The 19,774-nt window shown below is 72.5% G+C and carries 17 protein-coding genes; 13 read left to right on the top strand and 4 right to left on the bottom strand.

Annotated elements, in window-relative coordinates; genetic code table 11:
• Positions 1 to 245 precede the first annotated feature (245 nt).
• Positions 246 to 1,442, bottom strand: coding sequence for a serpin family protein (locus tag BLQ63_RS19910; protein ID WP_177155022.1), 1,197 nt, complete (start codon positions 1,440 to 1,442; stop codon positions 246 to 248).
• 182 nt (positions 1,443 to 1,624) lie between these two features.
• Between BLQ63_RS19910 and BLQ63_RS19905 the strand changes: the two genes are divergently transcribed.
• From BLQ63_RS19905 to BLQ63_RS19860, 10 genes are all read left to right on the top strand, one after another.
• Entirely contained in the window at positions 1,625 to 3,532 is a 1,908-nt protein-coding gene (locus tag BLQ63_RS19905; RefSeq protein WP_091039199.1) for an elongation factor G, read from the top strand.
• A 54-nt stretch (positions 3,533 to 3,586) separates the two neighbouring features.
• The gene (locus tag BLQ63_RS19900; protein ID WP_143015001.1) at positions 3,587 to 3,919 is read left to right on the top strand and encodes a hypothetical protein; all 333 of its coding nucleotides are present in this window, start codon (positions 3,587 to 3,589) and stop codon (positions 3,917 to 3,919) included.
• A gap of 167 nt (positions 3,920 to 4,086) precedes the next feature.
• Entirely contained in the window at positions 4,087 to 5,304 is a 1,218-nt protein-coding gene (locus tag BLQ63_RS19895) for an NAD(P)/FAD-dependent oxidoreductase (protein ID WP_245681024.1), read from the top strand.
• A gap of 14 nt (positions 5,305 to 5,318) precedes the next feature.
• The gene (locus BLQ63_RS19890) at positions 5,319 to 5,576 is read left to right on the top strand and encodes a (2Fe-2S)-binding protein (protein ID WP_091039195.1); all 258 of its coding nucleotides are present in this window, start codon (positions 5,319 to 5,321) and stop codon (positions 5,574 to 5,576) included.
• Positions 5,573 to 6,982: an NAD(P)/FAD-dependent oxidoreductase gene (locus BLQ63_RS29680; protein ID WP_091039192.1), complete on the top strand. Its 1,410-nt coding sequence runs from the start codon at positions 5,573 to 5,575 to the stop codon at positions 6,980 to 6,982. Before BLQ63_RS19890 ends, BLQ63_RS29680 begins: the two co-directional genes overlap by 4 nt.
• 117 nt (positions 6,983 to 7,099) lie before the next feature.
• Positions 7,100 to 8,191 carry a LacI family DNA-binding transcriptional regulator gene (locus BLQ63_RS19880; protein WP_218125366.1) on the top strand — a complete coding sequence of 364 codons (1,092 nt, stop codon included), beginning with the start codon at positions 7,100 to 7,102 and terminating at the stop codon, positions 8,189 to 8,191.
• Complete coding sequence (locus BLQ63_RS19875; RefSeq protein ID WP_091039187.1) at positions 8,188 to 9,537, top strand: ABC transporter substrate-binding protein; 1,350 nt, start codon at positions 8,188 to 8,190, stop codon at positions 9,535 to 9,537. Before BLQ63_RS19880 ends, BLQ63_RS19875 begins: the two co-directional genes overlap by 4 nt.
• On the top strand, positions 9,534 to 10,466 hold the full coding sequence (locus BLQ63_RS19870; protein WP_091039185.1) for a carbohydrate ABC transporter permease: 933 nt from the start codon (positions 9,534 to 9,536) through the stop codon (positions 10,464 to 10,466). Before BLQ63_RS19875 ends, BLQ63_RS19870 begins: the two co-directional genes overlap by 4 nt.
• Positions 10,463 to 11,350, top strand: coding sequence for a carbohydrate ABC transporter permease (locus BLQ63_RS19865; RefSeq protein WP_091039182.1), 888 nt, complete (start codon positions 10,463 to 10,465; stop codon positions 11,348 to 11,350). Before BLQ63_RS19870 ends, BLQ63_RS19865 begins: the two co-directional genes overlap by 4 nt.
• Positions 11,351 to 11,426: 76 nt before the next feature.
• Positions 11,427 to 13,538, top strand: coding sequence for a beta-galactosidase (locus BLQ63_RS19860; protein WP_091039180.1), 2,112 nt, complete (start codon positions 11,427 to 11,429; stop codon positions 13,536 to 13,538).
• Between the two features lie 80 nt (positions 13,539 to 13,618).
• Here BLQ63_RS19860 and BLQ63_RS19855 read toward each other — a convergent pair whose 3' ends face one another.
• Positions 13,619 to 15,850 carry an ATP-binding cassette domain-containing protein gene (locus BLQ63_RS19855; RefSeq protein ID WP_091039178.1) on the bottom strand — a complete coding sequence of 744 codons (2,232 nt, stop codon included), beginning with the start codon at positions 15,848 to 15,850 and terminating at the stop codon, positions 13,619 to 13,621.
• Between the two features lie 62 nt (positions 15,851 to 15,912).
• Here BLQ63_RS19855 and BLQ63_RS19850 point away from each other — a divergent pair, with 62 nt between their 5' ends.
• Positions 15,913 to 16,887: a helix-turn-helix transcriptional regulator gene (locus BLQ63_RS19850; protein ID WP_091039176.1), complete on the top strand. Its 975-nt coding sequence runs from the start codon at positions 15,913 to 15,915 to the stop codon at positions 16,885 to 16,887.
• 87 nt (positions 16,888 to 16,974) lie between these two features.
• Here BLQ63_RS19850 and BLQ63_RS19845 read toward each other — a convergent pair whose 3' ends face one another.
• Positions 16,975 to 17,856 (bottom strand): sigma-70 family RNA polymerase sigma factor, encoded by an 882-nt coding sequence (locus tag BLQ63_RS19845; protein ID WP_091039172.1) that lies wholly within the window; start codon positions 17,854 to 17,856, stop codon positions 16,975 to 16,977.
• Positions 17,857 to 17,942: 86 nt separating this feature from the next.
• Complete coding sequence (locus tag BLQ63_RS19840; RefSeq protein WP_091039170.1) at positions 17,943 to 18,512, bottom strand: TetR/AcrR family transcriptional regulator; 570 nt, start codon at positions 18,510 to 18,512, stop codon at positions 17,943 to 17,945.
• Positions 18,513 to 18,618: 106 nt separating this feature from the next.
• Here BLQ63_RS19840 and BLQ63_RS19835 point away from each other — a divergent pair, with 106 nt between their 5' ends.
• Complete coding sequence (locus BLQ63_RS19835; RefSeq protein ID WP_091039167.1) at positions 18,619 to 19,041, top strand: DUF4267 domain-containing protein; 423 nt, start codon at positions 18,619 to 18,621, stop codon at positions 19,039 to 19,041.
• A 114-nt stretch (positions 19,042 to 19,155) separates the two neighbouring features.
• Complete coding sequence (locus tag BLQ63_RS19830; RefSeq protein ID WP_091039165.1) at positions 19,156 to 19,674, top strand: GNAT family N-acetyltransferase; 519 nt, start codon at positions 19,156 to 19,158, stop codon at positions 19,672 to 19,674.
• The last annotated feature ends 100 nt before the right edge of the window (positions 19,675 to 19,774 follow it).

Genomic DNA, 19,774 nt, shown 5'->3' with positions numbered 1-19,774 from the left:
ATCCGCGACCCGGGCAAGAAAGCCAAACGCGAAAAAACCATGAGAGAGCGAGAACAGCACCTGACCAGCACCAAAGGTTAAAAATCAAGGCTAGGGCATGTTCGGGAATCCCCGGTGAGGCGGTATCCGGGGCCGTTCGTTCGCTCGCAAGGCGGAAGGCCCTCCGAATACCGGTGTTGTATTCGGAGGGCCGACAACGCGGCGAGCGGACCGGACAGCGACCGCCCGGGATTCCCGAACACGCACTAGACCCGTTCGGGTTCGGCGACCCAGCCGGCGACGAGCACGAGGCCGGTCGGGCGGTGCCTGGCGAGGTAGGCGAAGGGCCGGTCGAACGCGACGGAGGTCTTGACGCGGCGGTGGTCGCGCTTCGGGAGGCCGGCGGCGCGGGCCATCGCGATCGCGGTGACCGCGGCGGCCTCGAAGCCGGTGGCGCTGAACTCGGCCGTGCAGGTCTGGCGGGCCTGGCTGACGTAGACCGGTTCGGCCGCGAGGCGGTCGAAGCGGGCGCGCTGCTCGTCGGCGGCGAGTTCCAGGCCGAGTGCGGCGGCGTCCTCGCTGAGGTCGAGGTCGGCGTCGAGTTTGAAGCGGACGGCCTGGACGTCGATCTCGGGTCCGGCCTGGGGCCGCGTGCCCATGTACTGGGCGACCTGGACGCCCACGGCGCGGTCCCCTATGGACAGCTCGGTCGCCGAGCGGCCCCAGGCGGGGTCGTTGGCGTCGAGGAGGGCGTCCATGACCGCGTGGGGCGGGAGGTCGTCGCGGCCGAGGCCGAGGAGGACGTCGATGTCGCCGTCGCCGCGCACAGTGAGGACGGAGGCGTGGTCGGCGACGCGCAGCACGTCGTCGTGGAGCACGGCGTTGAGGGTCCGGCAGCGGCCGAGACCCGACCAGGGGCCGGTCGCGAAGGCGCGGCTGTGGTCGGCGAACGGGGTGGTCCAGGTGGTGCGCACGGCGAGGGCGCTGGCCAGGACGAGGTCGATGGGCTGGGTGAAGTCGAGGGGCATCCGCTCGATGAGGCCCTGGGTGTTGCGTGAGGCCCAGGCGTCGAGGGCGGCCTTGTCCGCGGCGGGGTCGCCGGTGAGCGAGCCGACCGCGTCCACGGGCAGGCCCGCGACCCATTCGGGGTCGAGGGTGACGCGCTCGCCGGCCCAGACGGCGAGGGCGAGACTGATCGCCGGAGCGTCCCTGGCCGCGGCCAGGAGGGAGGCGGGGACGGTGGCGGCGCGGTCGGCGTCGAGCGCGGCGGCGGCGAGGAGCTCGTCCCGGGTCGCGGCCGCCGCGCCGGTGGCGAGGACGGCCAGGAGCGGCCAGACGCCGAGGCCGGAGGCGGCGGCCGGGACTTCGGCGCGGGCGGCGAGCCAGCGCCGGGTCAGGTCGTTGGCGGCGTCCACGTCGGCGGCCGTCAAGGCCTGCTGGAAGGTTCCCTCACTCGTGCCCATACCGCGGATGCTATCGCGCCGGTGCGCGGCCGAAATTCGGTTGCGCGGTCCCGCCGGGGCCCCTACCGTCGTGCGCATCGTCGGATCGACGTGTCAGTCCTGCCCGGAAAGGGAGATCGCCATGCGCCGAACTTCGGAGTGCTTCATCCGAAACCAGCCGATCTCGCCTCTGAGGACTGTCAATGTCGTATCTCAATCTAGGGATTCTCGCCCATGTCGACGCCGGTAAGACCAGCCTGACCGAACGGCTGCTGTTCGACGCGGGGATCATCGACCACGTCGGCAGCGTCGACTCCGGCAGCACGCAGACCGACTCCATGGACCTGGAGCGGCGCCGAGGGATCACCATCCAGTCGGCGGTCGTCGCGTTCCGCTTGGGCGGCCTCACGGTCAATCTCATCGACACGCCCGGGCACACCGACTTCATCGCCGAGGTGGAGCGGGCGCTGCGGGTGCTCGACGGCGCGGTGCTGGTCGTCTCGGCCGTCGAGGGCGTCCAGGCCCAGACGCGGGTCCTGTTCCGCACGCTGGAGCGGCTCGGCGTGCCGACGCTCCTGTTCGTCAACAAGGTCGACCGCCGCGGCGCCCGCGAGGCGGACCTGCTCGAGGACCTGGCCGCGAAGCTGAGTCCGCGGCTGCTGCCGATGGGCGCGGTGCGCGCGATCGGGACGAAGGCGGCGTCGGTCGAGGCGTTCTCGTTCGCGCGGCCCGAGTTCACCGAGCGGGCCGTGGAGATGCTGACCGAGGGGTCGGACGACTTCCTGGCCGAGTACGTCGAACGCCCCGAGTCGCTCGACTGCGACGGCGAGCTCGCCGCGCAGGTGCGCTCGGGCCGGGCGCACCCGGTGTACTTCGGGTCGGCGGTGACCGGCGCGGGGGTCGCGGCGCTGACCGAGGGCGTCCGCCGGTACCTGCCCGCGCCCGTCCGCGACGTGCACGGGGAGCCGCGCGGGACGGTGTTCAAAGTGGAGCACGGGGCGGCGGGCCAGAAGGTCGCCTATATCCGCCTGCGCGGCGGCCGGATCGCTCCGCGCGAGCACCTGGCGGTGTTCCGCCGGGGCGAGCGCGGCGTGGTGGAGTCGTTCGAGGGCAAGGTGACCGGGGTCGAGGTGTTCGCGACCGGCACGTCGACCGTGACCGCGGTCGCCGAGCCGGGGAGCATCGCGAAGGTGCGGGGCCTGGTCGACGTGCGCATCGGCGACGCGATCGGCTCGCCCGACGAGCTGGCGGCCGGCGGGTTCTTCACGCCGCCGACGCTGGAGACGACGGTGCGCCCGGCGCGGCCGGCCGACCGCGTCCCCCTGAACCGGGCCCTGCTGAGCCTGGCCGAACGCGATCCGCTGGTCGACCCGCACTTGGACGAGTTGTCCGAGGAGATGGCGATCCGCCTCTACGGGGAGGTCCAGAAGGAGGTCGTGGCCTCGCTCCTGTTGGAGGAGTTCGGGATCGGCGTCGCGTTCGAGGAGACGCGGGCGATCCACATCGAGCGTCCGAACGCGGTCGTCTCGGCGCTGCACGAGATGGGGCCGTGGCAGCAGACCCCGCACCTGGCGACCGTGGGGCTGCGGCTGGAGCCCGGCGAGCCGGGTTCGGGCCTGGCGTACGGGCTGGAGGTCGAGCGCGGCTCGCTGACGCGGGCGCTGCGCAACGCCGTGGAGGAGACCGTCCACGAGGTGCTGCGGCGCGGCGTCTTCGGCTGGGCCGTGAGGGATTGCCGCGTGTACCTGACCGCCACCGGCTACATCGGACGGGCGAGCACCGCTGGCGACTTCCGCGAGGTCACGAAGTTCCTGCTCGACGAGATGCTCAAGGAGGCGGGCACGACGGTGTGCGAGCCGGTCAACCGCTTCGACGTGGAGTTCCCGGCCGGGACGGGCAACGCGGTCCTGAAGGCGCTCGGCGAGGCCCGCTCGGACATCAAGGGCCAGTTCTCGACCGAGACGACCGGGTACGTCTCCGGCTTCATGCCGACCGAGGCGGTCCACGGCCTGGAGCGCCGCCTCCCGGGCATCACCGAGGGGCTGGCGCTGTTCACCACCGAGTTCGCCGAGTACCGCCCGGTCTTCGGCACCCCGCCGAGGCGCGGCTGAACGGCCGTGGGGCCCCGGGTCGCGGTCGGGCCGCCGGGCGTGGTCGCATGGGTCATGGGCAACGACATCCGGCGGATCACGCTGCGGTCCGAGAAGGGCCCCGGCCAGCGGCACTGGCTGTGGGCGTACGTGGACGCGGCGGGCGCGCTCCACGTCGACGGCCACGACATCGACCCGGCGCTGGAAGCGGTGATCGGCGCCGACGAGGCCGAGACGTTCCACACCGTGGCGCCCGAGCACCTCGACGCGCTCATCGCGGTGCTCGGCGGCGAGCCCGGGGCCGACGTGCTCGACGTGCTCGGCGAGCGGTGCACCGGCAAGGGCTCGTACGAGCTGCTGGCGGTGCTGCGCAGCGGCGTGTTCCCCGTCGCGATCGTCATGCGCTGACCCGGCGGGCGGGCGGCGGGGTCCTTCGCGGTAGCCGGAGGCCCTGGCCGAGCGGCACCGGTGGGTCCCGCATGTCCTCACCATGCGGGAGCGGCACGGACATTGCCCGGGCGGCGCCTGCGCCAGTCTCCGTGTAAGACCTCCGAAATCGGGCATACTCTCTGATCGTGCCGAGTTCAGAGGGGCGGGTGGGACGGATCGAGTCTGCCGACGTGGTCGTCGTCGGGGCCGGGATCATCGGCGCCGCCTGCGCCGAGGCGCTCAGCGCCGCCGGACTGCGGGTGCTGGTGCTCGACCGCGGCGCGCCCGCCGCGGCTACCACCGCCTCCGGAGAGGGCAACGTGCTGGTGTCGGACAAGGGCCCCGGGCCCGAGCTCGACCTGGCGGTCGCGTCCCGGCGCCGCTGGCCGGACCTCATCGACTCGCTCCGCGAGGAGCTCGGGGACGAGCTCGCCCGCGTCGAGTGGGAGCCCAAGGGCGGCCTGATGGTCGCGACCGAGCCCGAAGCGGTCGGTCCGCTGGCCGCGCTGACGCGGGCGCAGCGCGCGGCCGGGATCGAGGCGGTCGACCTGGACGCCGCGGCCGCCCGTGACATGGAGCCGCACCTGACCGAGCGCGTCGAGGCGGCGGCCCACTATCCCGAGGACGCCCAGTTGCAGCCGGTGCTGGCCGCGATGGCGCTCCTGGCGGCCGTGCGCGCCCGCGGCGGCGAAGTGCGCGGCGGCGTCGAGGCGCACGGCGTGGTCTACGACCCCGGCGGCGCGGTCTGCGGCGTGCGCGTGGACGGCGACGCGATCCCGTGCGGCGCTGTCGTCAACGCGTGCGGCCCCTGGGCCGGGCATCTCAGCGTGGCCGCGGGGGCACCGGTCGAGGTGCTGCCGCGCCGCGGCATGGTCCTGGTGACCGCGCCGCTGCCGCCGGTGGTGCGCCGCAAGGTGTACGCCGCCGACTATGTGGCGGCGGTCGCGAGCGGCGCCGTGGACCTCCAGGTGTCGCCGGTGGTCGAGTCGACCGCCACGGGCACCGTCCTGATCGGGTCCAGCCGCCGGCGCGTCGGATTCGACGACGCACTGGAGGTCGAGGTGCTGCAGCGGTTGGCGCGCAGCGCGATCGCGCTGTTCCCGGTCCTGTCGGGAGTGCCGGTGATGCGGGCCTACGGCGGGTTCCGACCCTACACGCCCGACCACCTGCCGGTGATCGGCGAGGACCCGCGGACCCCGGGCCTGTGGCACGCGACCGGGCACGAGGGCGCGGGGATCGGACTGGCGCCGGCCACCGGAAGGCTGCTGGCGGACTTGATGTGCGGGCGCGAACCGGAACTGGACGCGATGCCGTTCCGGGTGGACCGCCCGGCGGTCATCGTCGGATCGGCGGTGGAGCGGTGAGCGCAGGAGCGGACGTGCGGGTGACGTGGGACGGCCGGGAGGTCGAGGCCCGGCCGGGCCAGACCGTCGCCGGCGTGCTGATCGCGAACGGGGTCCGGTCCTGGCGGACCACGCGCGCCGAAGGCCGGCCGCGGGGCCTGTTCTGCGGCATCGGGGTCTGCTTCGACTGCCTGGTGCGGGTCAACGGGGTGCCCGACGTGCGGGCCTGCCAGCGCCTGGTGGCCGACGGGGACGACATCCGGCCGCAGCGCGGCGCGGAGCTGCCGTCATGAGCCGCGTGGTGGTCGTCGGCGGCGGCCCGGCGGGGATGGCCGCGGCGGAGGCGGCGGCCTCGCGCGGGGTCGAGGTGGTCCTGATCGACGCCGCGCCGAAGCTCGGCGGGCAGTACCACCGGCAGGACGGCCTGTCCTCGGAGGACCGCCTCGCGCCTTCGGCGGCGCACGCGGACCGTCGATGGACGTCGCCCGAGAACGTCGAGCACGTGCCGGACGCGTCGGCGTGGGCGGTCGAGGCCGTCGACGGCGGCCACCGGGTCCACGTGCGCGTGGGACTCGCCGACGACCCCTCGCGCGAGGGCCGGGTGTTCGCGACGCGGGCGCTCGTACTCGCCACGGGCGCCTATGACCGCGCGCTGCCGTTCCCGGGCTGGGACCTGCCGGGGGTGTTCACCGCCGGTGCGGCGCAGGCGCTCGCGAAGGGCCAGGGGGTCGCGGTCGGCGACCGGGTGGTGGTCGGCGGGACCGGCCCGTTCCTGCTGCCGGTCGCGTCCTCGCTCGTCGGCGTCGGCGCCCGCGTGGTGGAGGTGGCCGAGGCGAACGCCGCGGTGACCGGCTGGCTCTCGCGGCCGACCGGTGCGATGGCGGGCTGGTCGAAGGCCGGTGAGCTGGCGCGGTACGCGGGAGTGCTGGCGCGCCACGGGGTGCCGTACCGGTCGCGGACGGCGGTGCTCGCCGCGCACGGCGCCGAGTCGGTCGAGTCCGTGACGGTGGCCCGGCTCGACCGGGACTGGAGTCCGGTGCCCGGGACCGAGCGGCGCGTCGAGGCCGATGCGGTGGCGGTCGGGTTCGGGTTCACGCCGCAGCTGGAGTTGGCGCTGGCGGCCCGGTGCCGCCTCGAGGACGGTTTCGTGGCGGTGGACGCGGCGCAGGGCACCTCGGTGGACGGCGTGTTCGCCGCGGGCGAGCTGACCGGCATCGGCGGCGCGGACCTGGCGGCCGCCGAAGGCGCGGTCGCGGGCTTCGCGGCGGCGAAGCGGCTCGGGGCCGTGGTGGAGGCGCCGCTGCGGGCGATGTCACGGGTGCGTGCGGGGCGGCGGTTCGCGCGGGCCCTGGCGGCGGCGTACCCGGTGCGTTCGGGCTGGCAGGACTGGCTGCGGGACGACACCGTCGTGTGCCGATGCGAGGAGGTCGCCAAGCGGGCGCTGTACCGCGCGGTGGACGAGCGGGACGTGGGCGCCGCCGGCCCGCTGAAGCTGGTGAGCGGGGCCGGGCTGGGCCTGTGCCAGGGCCGGATCTGCGGCAGGAACGCGGCCGAGCTGGCGGGCCTGGACGATCCGGCGGCGTTCGCGAAGCGCCCGATCGCGGTGCCGCTGCGGTTGAGTGAGCTCGCCGAGGAGTCGCGGGCGGAGGCGCCGGTCGACGCGGAAGCGGCGGCGCGGCCGTTCGGGATCGACCGGTAGGCCGACTCGATCTCGTAGGAACCTTTCCGAAACCGCCCGAACCGGGCGGCTTGACAAGGCTTGCAGTGTGGCCTACGTTGCACATGACAACGTAGTCAGACTTCGGCAGGAGCCCGTATGCCCCCCTCGTCCCCCTTCGGTGAGACCCCGCAGCGACGGCGGCCGCCCGGCATGACCGACGTCGCGCGCCTCGCCGGGGTGTCGCAGAAGACCGTGTCGCGAGTGGTCAACAACGAGCGCTACGTCTCCGACGACGTGCGCGAGAAGGTCCTGCGGGCCGCCCGCGAACTGGGGTTCAGGCCGAACACGGCCGCGCGGGCGCTCATCACCGGGCGCTTCCGGCGCATCGGCGTGGTCTCGCTCGGCACCGCGCTGTACGGCCCCGCGTCGCTGCAGGTGGCGATGGAGCGCGCCACCCGGTCCGCGGGCGTCTCCGTGATGGTCGCCAACACCCTCGAAGGGCAGCCCGGCGCGATCGCCGAAGCGGTCGAATGGCTGCTCCAGCAGGGTGTGGACGCCATCGTGATCTCCGAGCCCATCGACGAGGACGAGCCGGTCGAGATCGACACCGAGGTCCCGATCTACAGTCTCGGGCAGGCCCGGGGCGTGCCCGAGGCGCAGAACCTCCTCACCGGCGAGTTCAACCGCATCGCCGGGCGCGAGGCCGCCGAACACCTCCTGGACCTGGGACACGCCCGGGTCTGGCATGTCGCCGGGCCCGAGAAGTGGTACGCCGCAAGGGAACGCGCCCAGGGCTGGCGCGACGCGCACGAGGCGCGCGGCATCGAGCCGCCGCCGATGCTGCAGGGCGACTGGTCCCCCGCCTCCGGATACCGCGCGGGCCTCCAGCTGGTGCGCGACCCGGACGTGACGGCCGTGGCCTGCGCGAACGACGACATGGCCATCGGTCTCGTCCGGGCCTTCACCGAGGCCGGCAGGTCCGTCCCGGAGCGGGTGAGCGTCACCGGCTTCGACGACATCCCCGCCGCCGCCTACCTGACCCCGCCGCTGACCACGATCCGGCAGCGGTTCGAGGCCGACGCGATCCGCGCCCTCGGCACGATCCTGCGGCGGCTCCCCGGCGCGTCCACCGACGCGCCCGAGCCCGACCCTCCGGCACCCGCAACCGGGCCTTCGCTGGTGGTCCGCGCCTCCACCGCTCCGTCCCCGAGCCGGCTCAAGGAAGAGCCAGGAAAGGACGCACGATGAATCCCCGCATACGACGCAGAACGGGGCTCGCCGCGGCGATCGCCGGGCCGCTGGCGTTCGGCGCCTGCGCCCGCGAACCCGAGCCGGCGCCCGACCACGTCAGCCAGGCCGAGATCGACGAGGCCATGCACACGCCCACCGAGCTCGACTTCTGGACCTGGGTGCCCGGCATCGAGAAGCAGGTCGCCCTGTTCCAGGAGGCCTACCCGGACATCAAAGTGGACGTCACCAACTCCGGCCAGGGCGCCGGGCACTACGCCAAGCTCCGCACCGCGCTGCGCGCCGGGCGCGGTGCACCGGACGTGGCGCAGCTCGAATACCAGATGGTCCCGGCGTTCAGCATCACCGACCACCTCCTGGACCTGCGCCCGTACGGCGCCGGCGACCTCGAGGACCAGTTCGTCGCATGGGTCTGGGCGCAGGTCAGCGGCGTCGACGGCGAGGTCTGGGCCATCCCGCAGGACACCGGTCCCATGGGCATGCTCTACCGGGCCGACATCTTCGAGGAGCACGGCATCGCGGTCCCCGAGACGTGGGAGGCGTTCGCCGAGGCCGCCCGGGCCCTGCACGAGGCCGACCCCGAGGTGTACCTGACGAACTTCGCGCCGAGCCAGGGGGCGTTCTTCTCCGGCGCGCTCTGGCAGGCCGGCGGCGACCCCTTCGGCGGGTCCGCCGGCGAGGACCTGCGCGTCGACCTCACCTCCGAACAAGCCCGGCGGGTCACCGAGTACTGGTCCGGCCTGGCCGCCGAAGGCGTGGTCTCGACCGACCCCGACTTCAGCGACCAGTGGTACCAGGCGCTCAACCGCGGCAAGTACGCCACGTGGATCACCGCCGCCTGGGGCCCGGTCTTCCTCCAGTCGACCGCGGCCTCCACCAGCGGCAAGTGGCGGGCGGCCCCGATGCCGCAGTGGGAGGCGGGCGACGCCGTCTCGGGCAACTGGGGCGGCTCGACGTCCGCGGTCTTCGCCGTCTCCGAGAATCGCATCGCCGCCGCGGTCTTCGCCCAGTTCATCAACACCGACCCCGAGTCGACCATGACCATGGCCACCGAGCAGTTCCTGTTCCCGCCCACCAAGGCGCTGCTGGAGGACCCCGCGTTCACCGGCCAGGAACCGGAGTTCTACGGCGGCCAGAGGGTCAACGAGGTGTTCGCGCAGATCAGCGACACCGTCTCACCCGACTTCCAGTGGCCGCCGTTCCAGGACCAGGTCTACGCCGACTACAGCGACACCGTCGGCACCGCGATCGCCGAAGGCGGCGACGCCCTCGGCGCCCTCGACCAGTGGCAGTCGCGCGTCACCGAATACGCCGAACTCCAGGGATTCACGGTGGAGGAGTCATGAGCGCCGAAACGACGACCGCGACCGCCCCGCAGCGCGGGCGCGGCGCCAAGGGCCGCAAGGGACCGCGCTACGCCAAGACCGGGTACCTGTTCGTCGGCCCGTTCATGATCGCCTTCACGGCGATGTTCCTGGTGCCGCTCGCGTACGCGGCCTACTTCAGCCTCTTCCGCGAACAGCTGGTGGGCGGCAGCGTCTTCGTCGGCTTCGAGAACTACGCCAGGGCCTTCACCGACCCGCTGCTGTTCGAGGGCCTCGGCCGGGTCGCGCTGTTCTTCCTCATCCAGGTCCCGATCATGCTCGCCATGGCGCTGTTCTTCGCCCTCGCCCTCGACTCGGGCCTGCTGCGCCTGGCGAAGACGGTCCGGCTGGGGATCTTCCTGCCCTACGCCGTGCCGAGCGTCGTCGCCGCGCTGATGTGGGGCTACCTGTACGGCCCCGACTTCGGGCCCATCGCCCAGCTCGCCGACAAGATCGGTGCGACCGCACCGGACTTCCTCGGCGCCGACCTCATGCTCGGATCGCTCGCCAACGTCGTGTTCTGGGAGTTCACCGGCTACAACATGATCCTGCTGTACGCCGCCCTGCGCGCCGTTCCGACCGAGCTGTACGAGGCCGCCGCGGTCGACGGGGCCGGGCCCTGGCGCATCGCCTGGTCCATCAAGATCCCGTCGCTGCGACCGGCCCTCCTGCTCTGCCTGATCTTCTCGGTCATCGGCAGCTTCCAGCTGTTCAACGAGCCGAGCCTCATGAAGGCGCTGGCCCCCAACGTCATCGACGCCTCGTACACGCCCAATCTCTACGCCTACAACCTCGCGTTCGTCGGCCAGGAGTACAACTACTCGGCCGCCGTGTCCTTCGTGCTCGGCTTCGTGATCATGGCCGGGTCGTACCTCTTCATGTTCGTCACCAACCGCAGGAGCCGGTCATGAGCGCCGCCACCGTCCAGAAGAGAAGAGGCAAGCGCGCCAGGCGCAGCACACTGCTCACCATCGCGCTCATCGTCGCCGCCGCCTACTTCCTGCTACCGCTGTTCTGGCTGATCGTGGCCTCCACCAAGAGCACCGGAGACCTCTTCTCGACCTTCGGCCTGTGGTTCTCCGGCGACAACAGCTTCATCGCCAACCTCAAGGCCACGTTCTCGCAAGAGGACGGCGTGTACGCCCGATGGCTCGGCAACACGCTGCTGTACGCGGTCGCCTCGGCCGCCGCCGGCGCGTTCCTCGCGACCCTCGGGGGCTACGGCTTCGCCAAGTACAGGTTCAGGGGCAACCGGACCATGTTCATGGGCGTCCTGGGTGCGATGGCCGTGCCCTCGACCGCCCTGGCGATCCCGACCTACCTGCTGTTCAGCCAGGCGGGCCTGGTCGACACGCCGTGGGCGATCATCCTGCCGTCCATGGCGAGCCACCCGTTCGCGCTGTACTTCATGCGGATCTACGCCGACAGCGCCGTCCCCGACAGCCTCATCGAGGCCGGCCGGATCGACGGCGCGGGCGAGTTCAGGATCTTCTTCCAGGTCACCGGCCGCCTGCTCACGCCGGCGATCGCCACGGTCACGCTGTTCATGCTGGTCCAGACCTGGAACAACTACTTCCTGCCGCTGATCATGCTCAACGACCCCGACCTGTACCCGATCACCGTCGGCCTCGCGAACTGGCAGAGCCAGGCCTCGGCCTCCGGCGGCGCCAGCGGCGACCTCGTGCCGATGGTGATCACCGGCTCGCTCATCTCGATCGCGCCGCTGATCCTCGCGTTCCTGCTGCTCCAGCGCTACTGGCAGACCGGCCTGGTCTCCGGCAGCGTCAAGCAGTGACCTCGTGGTCCGGGCGGCTCGCAAGGAAGGCGCCCGGACCGCACCACTCCCGCGACAACTGCAAAGGAATCCACGCATGACCAACTGGCCCAACCCGATCCTGTTCGGAGCCGCGTACTACTACGAGTACCAGCCCGCCGCCGAGGACGGCCTCGACACCGAAGCCGGACTCCAGCGGCTCAAGACCGACCTCGACCTCATGGTCGAGGCCGGGTTCTCGGTGATCCGCGTCGGCGAATCCGTCTGGAGCACTTGGGAACCCGAGAACGGCCGCTTCGACCTCGACTGGCTGCAGCCGGTCCTCGACGGCGCGCACGAGCGCGGCATCGGCGTCATCGTCGGCACCCCGACGTACGCCGTCCCGCCGTGGCTCACCCGCCTGTACCCCGAGATCGCCGGCGAGCGCCGCACCGGCGAGCCCATCGGCTGGGGCGGGCGCCAGGAGGTCGACTACACGCACCCCGCCTTCAAGTTCCACGCCGAGCGCGTCATCCGCAAGATCCTCGCCCGCTACGCCGACCACCCGGCCGTCATCGGCTACCAGGTCGACAACGAGCCCGGGCTCCAGATCTTCCACAACGAGGGCGTGTTCCAGCAGTTCACCGACTACCTGCGCCACCAGTACGGCGACGTGGAGACCCTCAACCGCGAATGGGGCCTGGTCTACTGGTCCCACCGGCTGTCGACCTGGGCCGACCTGTGGCGGCCCGACGGGAACGCGCAGCCGCAGTACGAGCAGGCGTGGCGCCGGTTCCAGACCGAGCTGACCAACGATTTCATCGGCTGGCAGGCCGACATCGCCCGCGAATACGCGCGCGAGGACCAGTTCACGACCACGTGCATCTCCTACTCGCGGCCCGCCATCGACGACCGGGCGCTCACCGCCCGCCTCGACGTGACGGCAGGGAACCCGTACTACCGCATGCAGGACGGCCTCGCCCTGCCGAGCCAGGACGGGACCGCCTTGGACTGGAACACCAGGGGCACTTGGAGTCTCTACCACTCGGCCGACCGGATGTACTCCTCCCGGCAGGAGCCGTTCCTGGTCACCGAGACGAACGCGCAGGCCATCGGCTCGCCCTGGGAGAACCATCCCGCATACGACGGCCAGTGGCGCCAGGCCGCGTGGGCGCTGATCTCGCGGGGCGCCAAGATGATCGAGTACTGGCACTGGCACACGCTCCACTTCGGCACCGAGACCTACTGGGGCGGCATCCTGCCGCACAGCCAGGAGCCGGGCCGGGCCTACCGCGAACTCGCCGGTCTCGGCGCCGAACTGCGCAAGGCCGGTGCGGCCCTTGACGGCCTGACGCCCGGCGCCGACGTCGCGGTGCTGTACTCCAAGCCGAGCGAATGGGGCCTGGCGGCCCACCCGGCGATCGCGACGGAGAACGGCGGGCCGGACCGCCACTCGTTCGAGTCGATCACCGGCCCGTTCTACCAGGGCGCCTTCGACGCCGGACTCCAGGCGCGGATCGTCCACACCGAGCATCTCGGCGACCCGGCCGAGGCGGTAGCGCAGTTCCCGGTGCTGGTCGCCGCTGGACTGTACGTGGCCGACGACGCGCTGCTGGACTGGCTCGGCGAGTACGCGGCCGCGGGCGGGCACCTCATCCTCGGCCCGCGCACCGGCTACGGCGACGAGGAGTCGCGGGCGCGCCTCGACGTCAAGCCCGCGAGGCTCCGCGAGGCCGCCGGGGTCTGGTACGAGGAGTTCGCCAACCTCACCGGCGAGGTTCCGCTGCGGGCGGCCGAGGGCTCCCCGCTGGCGCTCGACGACGCGGCCGCCGCGGTGAAGTGGGCCGACGGCGTGTACCTGGAGGGGGCCGAGGCCCTGGCCGAGTACGTGCACCCGCACTACGGCAGGTTCACGGCCGCCGCGACGAAGGTTCACGGCCGGGGCCGGGTGACCTATGTCGGGACGATCCCGAACGGCGCCTTCGGAAAGGCCCTGTTCACCTGGGTCGCGCCCGAGGACGCGTGGCGGCCCGCGAACCCGAGCGTGACCGCGACCAGCGGCACCACCGGCGACGGCAGGACGGCGCGGTTCGTGCACAACTGGTCCTGGGACCCGGCGGAGTACGCCCTTCCCGGGGCGGTCCGGGACCTGCTGGACGACACCGAGTACGCGGCGGGCGAGACGCTGCGACTGGGCCCGTGGGACGTGAAGGTCCTGATCGAGCCCTAGGGGTCCGCCTTGCGGGCGGGCCTCATCGGGGGTGACCGTGCGCCGGCCGTCTCGACGGCCGGCGCACGGTTCGTTCCGGCTCAACCGGTCTGGAGCGCCCTGGCGGTGGCGGTCCCTTCGATCCCGGCGACGGGCCCCTCGTAGAGCACGCGGCCGCCGTGCCGGCCGGCGCCGGGCCCGAGGTCGACCACCCAGTCCGCGCGGCGGATCACGTCGAGGTTGTGCTCGATGACGACCACCGTGTGCCCGCGCTCCACCAGCTGGTCGAGCACCCCGACGAGCGTGTCGATGTCGCTGAGGTGGAGCCCGGTCGTGGGCTCGTCGAAGACGTACAGCGACGCCTCCGTGGCCTCGCGCAGCTCGCGGGCGATCTTGACGCGCTGGCACTCGCCGCCCGAGAGCGTGGTGAGCGGCTGCCCGAGCCGCAGGTAGCCGAGCCCGACGCGGTCGAGGCCGTGCAGCGCCTTGCGGATGGCGGGGTCTTCGAGCCGGTGGATCGCGTCGGCGACGGACAGCTCGTCCACGTCGGCGATGGTGAGCCCGTCGACCCGGTGCTGAAGGGCCCTCTCGGTGAACCGCCGGCCGCCGCACGTGTCGCACACGGTCTCCTGGCCGTCCATGAACGCCAGGTCGGTGTAGCGCACGCCGAGGCCGCCGCAGTCGGGGCAGCCGCCTTCGGAGTTGGCGCTGAAGTACTTGGCGGGCAGGCCGCTCGCCTTCGCGAAGAGCCTGCGGATCGGGGCGGCGATGCCGGTGTACGTGATCGGCGTCGAGCGCCGGTTGGCGCCGACCGGCCGCTGGTCGACCACTATCGCGCCGTGCCGGTCCACCAGTTCGGCGGCCAGGCTGGACTTGCCCGAGCCGGCCACGCCGGTGAGCACGGTGAGCACCCCGGTCGGGATCGCGACGGTGACGTTCTGGAGGTTGTTGCGGTCGGCCTTCTCGACGGTGACGGTGCCGTTCCGCTCCCGCGGAACGGTGTTGACCGGAGTCCGGCGCTCGAGCGCCAGCGCGGTCGGCGTGTCCGCGCGCTTGAGGTCTGCGAACGGGCCCTGGAACACGACTCGTCCCCCGTCCGTTCCGGCGCCCGGGCCGATCTCCACGATCTGGTCGGCGATGGCCATCACCGCGGGGTCGTGTTCGACCACGAGCACGGTGTTCCCCTTGTCGCGCAGGCGTTCGAGCAGGCCGGTCATGGCGTCGACGTCGTGCGGGTGGAGCCCGACGGTGGGCTCGTCGAACACGTAGAGGAGCTCTACGAGGCTGCTGCCGAGGTGCTTGACGGTCTTCACCCGCTGCGACTCGCCGCCCGAGAGGGTGGTGGTGGCGCGGCCGAGGTGGAGGTAGCCGAGCCCGATCGCGGTCATCGCCCGCAGCCGGTCGCCGAGGGCGGTCGCGACGGGGGCCACTTCGGGTTCGCGGACCTGGTCCACGAGGTCGGCGAGTTCGGCGACTTCGAGGCGCGACATCTCGCCGATGGTGCGGTCGAGCACGCGGACGGCGCGGGCTTCGGCGTTGAGGCGGTCGCCGCCGCATTCGGGGCAGGTCCCGGAGCGCGTGAACTGGTCGATGGCCGCCTGCTTGCGGTCGGAGAGGTCGTCGGAGGTGCGCAGGTAGATCCGCTCGAACCACGGCACGAGGGCCTCGAAGTCCGCGGGCGGCCTCGGGTCGAGGCGGGCGGCGGGCCCGCCGCCGTGGAGCAGCGCCGTTCGCCGGTCCTCGGTCCAGTCCCTGACCGGGGTGTCGACCGGGAAGCTGCCAGTGTCGGCGATCTTGCCGAACCAGTAGCCGCCGCCGACGAAGCCGGGCAGCAGGATCGCGCCTTCGCTGAGGGACCGGTCGGGGTCGAGGAAGCGGTCGACGTCGATCTCGACCGCCTCGCCGAGGCCCGAGCAGTTCGGGCACATGCCGGCGGGGTCGTTGAAGGAGAACCGGTTGGACTCGCCGACGTGCGGCGTGCCGATGCGGGAGTACAGGAGTCGCAGGTAGGTCCAGGTGTCGGTGAGGGTGCCGACCGTGGACCTGGCGTTGCCGCCGATGCGGCGCTGGTCGATCACGACGACCGGCGACAGGCCGGACAGCTCGTCGGCCTCGGGCCGGGTCCATTTCGGGAGGCGGTTGCGCGTGAAGGGCGGGTAGGTCTCGTTGAGTTGATGGCCGGCTTCGGCGGCGATCGTGTCGAAGACCAGCGAGGACTTGCCGGAGCCGGACACGCCCGCGAACACGGTCAGGCTGCCGCGGGGCAGGTCGAGGTCCACCGACCGCAGGTTGTTGGACCGGGCGCCGCGGATTCGGATCATTCGCTCGTTCATGGCTCCGACGCTATGCGCAGATGCGGCCGCTTTCTGACCGCGTCAGGCGGCAGACTGGAGGCATGTCGGATGTCACCGGGCGGATGCTGTCGCTGCTGGCCACGCTGCAGACGGGGCGGTCGTTCAGCGGCGAGGAGCTCGCCGCTCGGCTCGGCGTCAGCCCTCGCACGCTGCGGCGGGACGTCGACCGGTTGCGCGGCCACGGCTATCCGGTCGAGACGCGGCCGGGGCCGGGCGGCCATTACCGGCTCGCGGCGGGCAGGACGATGCCGCCGCTGATGCTGGAGGACGACGAGGCGATGGCGATGCTGCTCGGGCTGGCGGCGCTGGGGGCGGCAGGCAGTGCCGACGAGGGGAGTCTGGACGATGCGGCCACCCGTGCCTACGGGAAGCTCGAGCAGTTCCTGCCCAAGCGCCTGCGTCCGCGGATCGCGCGGTTGCGGACCAGTCTGGAGACCGGTCCGAAGTCGGCGCCGAGCATCAGCGCGGCGGACGTGGGCCTGCTCGCGGACGCGATCGGGAGTCGGCAGGTCGTGGTGTTCGACTATGAGCGCAAGGGCGGTGCGGTGACGTCGCGGCGGGTCGAACCGCACCGTCAGGCCCACCATCTGGAGCGCTGGTACCTGCTGGGCTGGGACGTGGACCGTGGCGACTGGCGGGTCTTCCGGGTCGACCGCATGAGCGGGCTGCGGGTCTCGACGGCGCGTTTCGCGTCGCGGCCGGTGCCCGCCGACACCGCGATCGACTATCTCGCGAGCGGCATCAACCGGTCGCGCGAGGCGATGGTGATCACGGTGGAGGCTCCGGCGGACGCGGTCGCGGACGCGTTCCGGTTCGACAACGCCGAGGTGGAGCCGCTGGGCGAGCGGCGCACCAGGGTTCGCCTGCGGTTGGAGACGTGGGAGTGGCCGCTGGTGGCGCTCGCGTTCCTGGACGCCGATTTCGCGATCGAGGGGCCGGATCGGTTTCGGCAGGGGCTCAAGGGCTTCGGGGAGCGGCTGGGCCGCGCGCTCGATGATCGGGGCGGGCGGGGCTGAGGCGGTTCGCCGCGGTGCCGGGCGGGATCGGGCGGTCGGCCGCGCCCTGAACGTCCGTCGAGGATGGCGGGCCGCCCGAGGGCCGGTTCAGTCGCCGAACGCGACCAGGTCGAGTGCGGCGATGGCCTCGGGGTCGTTCACGATGTCGATGCCGGCGACCTTGCCGTCGATCACCGTGAAGGCCAGCACGGAGCGCGGGTCGCCGCCGGGGGCCCACATCGCGCCGGCCGTGCCGTCCACGAGGACCGCGACCGCCTGCCGCGCTTGGCCGTTGAACAGTGCGGCGACGGTCTCGGCGCCGATGACCTCGCGGCCGGAGAAGCCGGTCGCCACCGCCGCCGCGTCGGCGACCACGACGATGTCGGGGTCGAGCACGGCGAGCAGGTCCTCGAAGCGGCCTTCACGGGCGGCGGCGAGGAACGCGTCGACCACGCTCTTCTGGCGCCGCACGTCGGGTGCGGGCCGTCCCGACCGGACGCGGCGGCGGGCGCGGCTCGCGAGCTGGCGGGCGGCTTCGGGGGTGCGGTCGAGGATCGGGGCGATGCGGTCGAAGGGCACGCCGAAGAGGTCGTGGAGCACGAACGCGAGGCGCTCGGCGGGGCCGAGGGAGTCGAGGACGACCTGGAGGGCGAGGCCGACCGAGTCGGCCATGACCGCCGCCGCCTCGGGGTCGTCCCCGGCGCCCGGTTCGGCGGAGAGCGGGAGGTCGGCGTCGAGGGCTTCCTCGCGGCGGGTCCGGCGCGAGCGCAGCAGGTTCAGGCAGATGCGGGAGACGACCGTGGTGAGCCAGCCGCGCAGGTTCTCGACGTCGGCGGTGTCGGTGCGGGCGAAGCGCATCCAGGCCTCCTGGACGGCGTCGTCGGCCTCGCCGGTGCTGCCGAGCATCCGGAACGCGACGGCCCGCAGGTGGTCGCGGTGCGCCTCGAAGCGCCGCACCTGCCGGTACTCGTCGTCGAACTCGTCGCTCATCGGTCCCGCCTCCGTGAAAATGTCGGTCAACTGTACTGACCCGCGGACGGCGGGGAGTGTGACAGGAGGACGCGGGCGCGCCGCCTTCAGCCTTTGACGAACTGGCCCACCAGGATCGCCAGGCGCTGTTCCAGGAGGTCCGGGCGCAGGCGGCCGCCGCTGCCCAGGACGGCCAGGCCGTGGATCGCGGCCCAGCCGACCTCGGTGAAGGCATCGGGGTCGCGTTCTCCGGCGAGCGGCGCGAACACCGCGTACAGCTCCGCGAAGGCGGCCTTGAGCACCTCGGGGGCGTCGACCCCGAACGGCAGTCCCTCGGCGAGGGTGAAGATCGCCTCGAACAGGGCCGGGTTGGCGGTCGCGAAGTCGAGGTAGGCCCCCACGACGGCCGCGAGCTCCCCGCCCGGCTCGGCGCCGGCCCGCGCCGCCTTGAAGACCTCGGTGAGCTCGGCGATGCCCTGGAGGGCCACCGCGTCCACGATCGCTCCCCGGCCGGCGAAGTGGCTGTAGAGGACGGGCTGGCTGTACTCGATCCGCTCGGCGAGTCGCCGGATGGTCACCGAGGACCAGCCGTCCGCCTCGGCCATGTCGCGGGCGGCGTTGACGATGAGCGTTTCGCGTTGGGCGCGTTCGCGTTCGCGGCGCTGCTGGGTAGCCATGATCACAATCCTAGCACCGCTAGACAATCGAGCAAGGCTATGTTAGCGTCATTCATGTTCCTAGCAACGCTAGATTTTCTAGCCGCCCTCAAACAAGGAGTCCCCCATGGCCCGCCGCATCATCGCCGACGTCCTCACCGTCGTGAGCATCCTCTTCGTCTTCTCCTTCGGCCTCCAGTACCTCATCACCCCCGCCGCGGTCGCCCCGAGCATGGGCTTCGCCCACTGGCCCACCGGCGACGCCGCCGACTTCCTCAGCGTCAAGGGAGCGCGCGACCTGGGTTCCGCGATCGTGCTCCTGGTCCTGCTGGTGATCCGCGAACGCCGCGCACTCGGATGGGCGCTCCTCGCCACCGCGCTCATCCCGATCGGCGACGGCTCCCTCATCCTCGTCCACGGCGGCAGCGCCGCCGCGGCGTTCGGCATGCACTACGCCACGGCGGCGGGCGTCATCGTCCTCGGCCTGCTCCAGCTCAAGGTCGCCAAGGACGCCGCCCCTCGGGACCGCGAGCCCGCTCCCGTCCGATAGCGGATCCGCCGCTCGCGCGAGGGCCGCCCAGGAGGCGGCCCCCGCAAGCGCGTCGGCGTGCCGCGGCCGGGCAATTCCGTTGCGGTGACGCACCGGTGCGCCGATACTCGGGCGATGACTGTGATCCGACGCGAGACCGAGGGCGACGCCCCGCTCATCCACGCCATCCACGACGCCGCCTTCGCCACCACCGAACACTCCTCCGGCCACGAGGCCGACCTCGTCGACGCCCTGCGCACCAGCGGCGACTGGGTACCCGAGTACTCGCTCGTGGCCGAGGCGGACGGCAAGCCGGTCGGCCACGTGGTGTCCACGTACGGCCGCCTCGCGGGCGAGCGCGTCCTCGGGCTCGGCCCGATCGGCGTCGACCCCGCCTTGCACGGCAAGGGGATCGGATCGGCACTCATGCACGCGGCGATCGGCGCCGCCGAGGCCCGGAACGAGCCGGCGATCGTCCTCCTCGGCAGCCCGGAGCTCTACGGCCGGTTCGGGTTCGGGCCCGCCGCCGAGCACGGCGTCGAGGCGCCCGACCCGAACTGGGGCGCGTACTTCCAGATCCGGCTCCTCACCGCCTGGCGGGACGCCTTGCGCGGGACCTACGCCTACTCCCCCGCGTTCAACGAGTTCGGCTGACCGGGCGGGTGCTCGGCGGCTTCGGATGAGGGCCCGCCCGGCGGCGGCAGGCGCCGACGAGACTTCGGCAATCGCCGCCGGGCGGGCCCGGCTCACGGGG

Origin of the sequence: Glycomyces harbinensis, assembly GCF_900101745.1 — a bacterium.
GTDB classification, from domain to species: domain Bacteria; phylum Actinomycetota; class Actinomycetes; order Mycobacteriales; family Micromonosporaceae; genus Glycomyces; species Glycomyces harbinensis.
The sequence above is the reverse complement of the archived record's forward strand: the minus strand, read 5'-3'. Positions and strand labels throughout refer to the sequence as shown.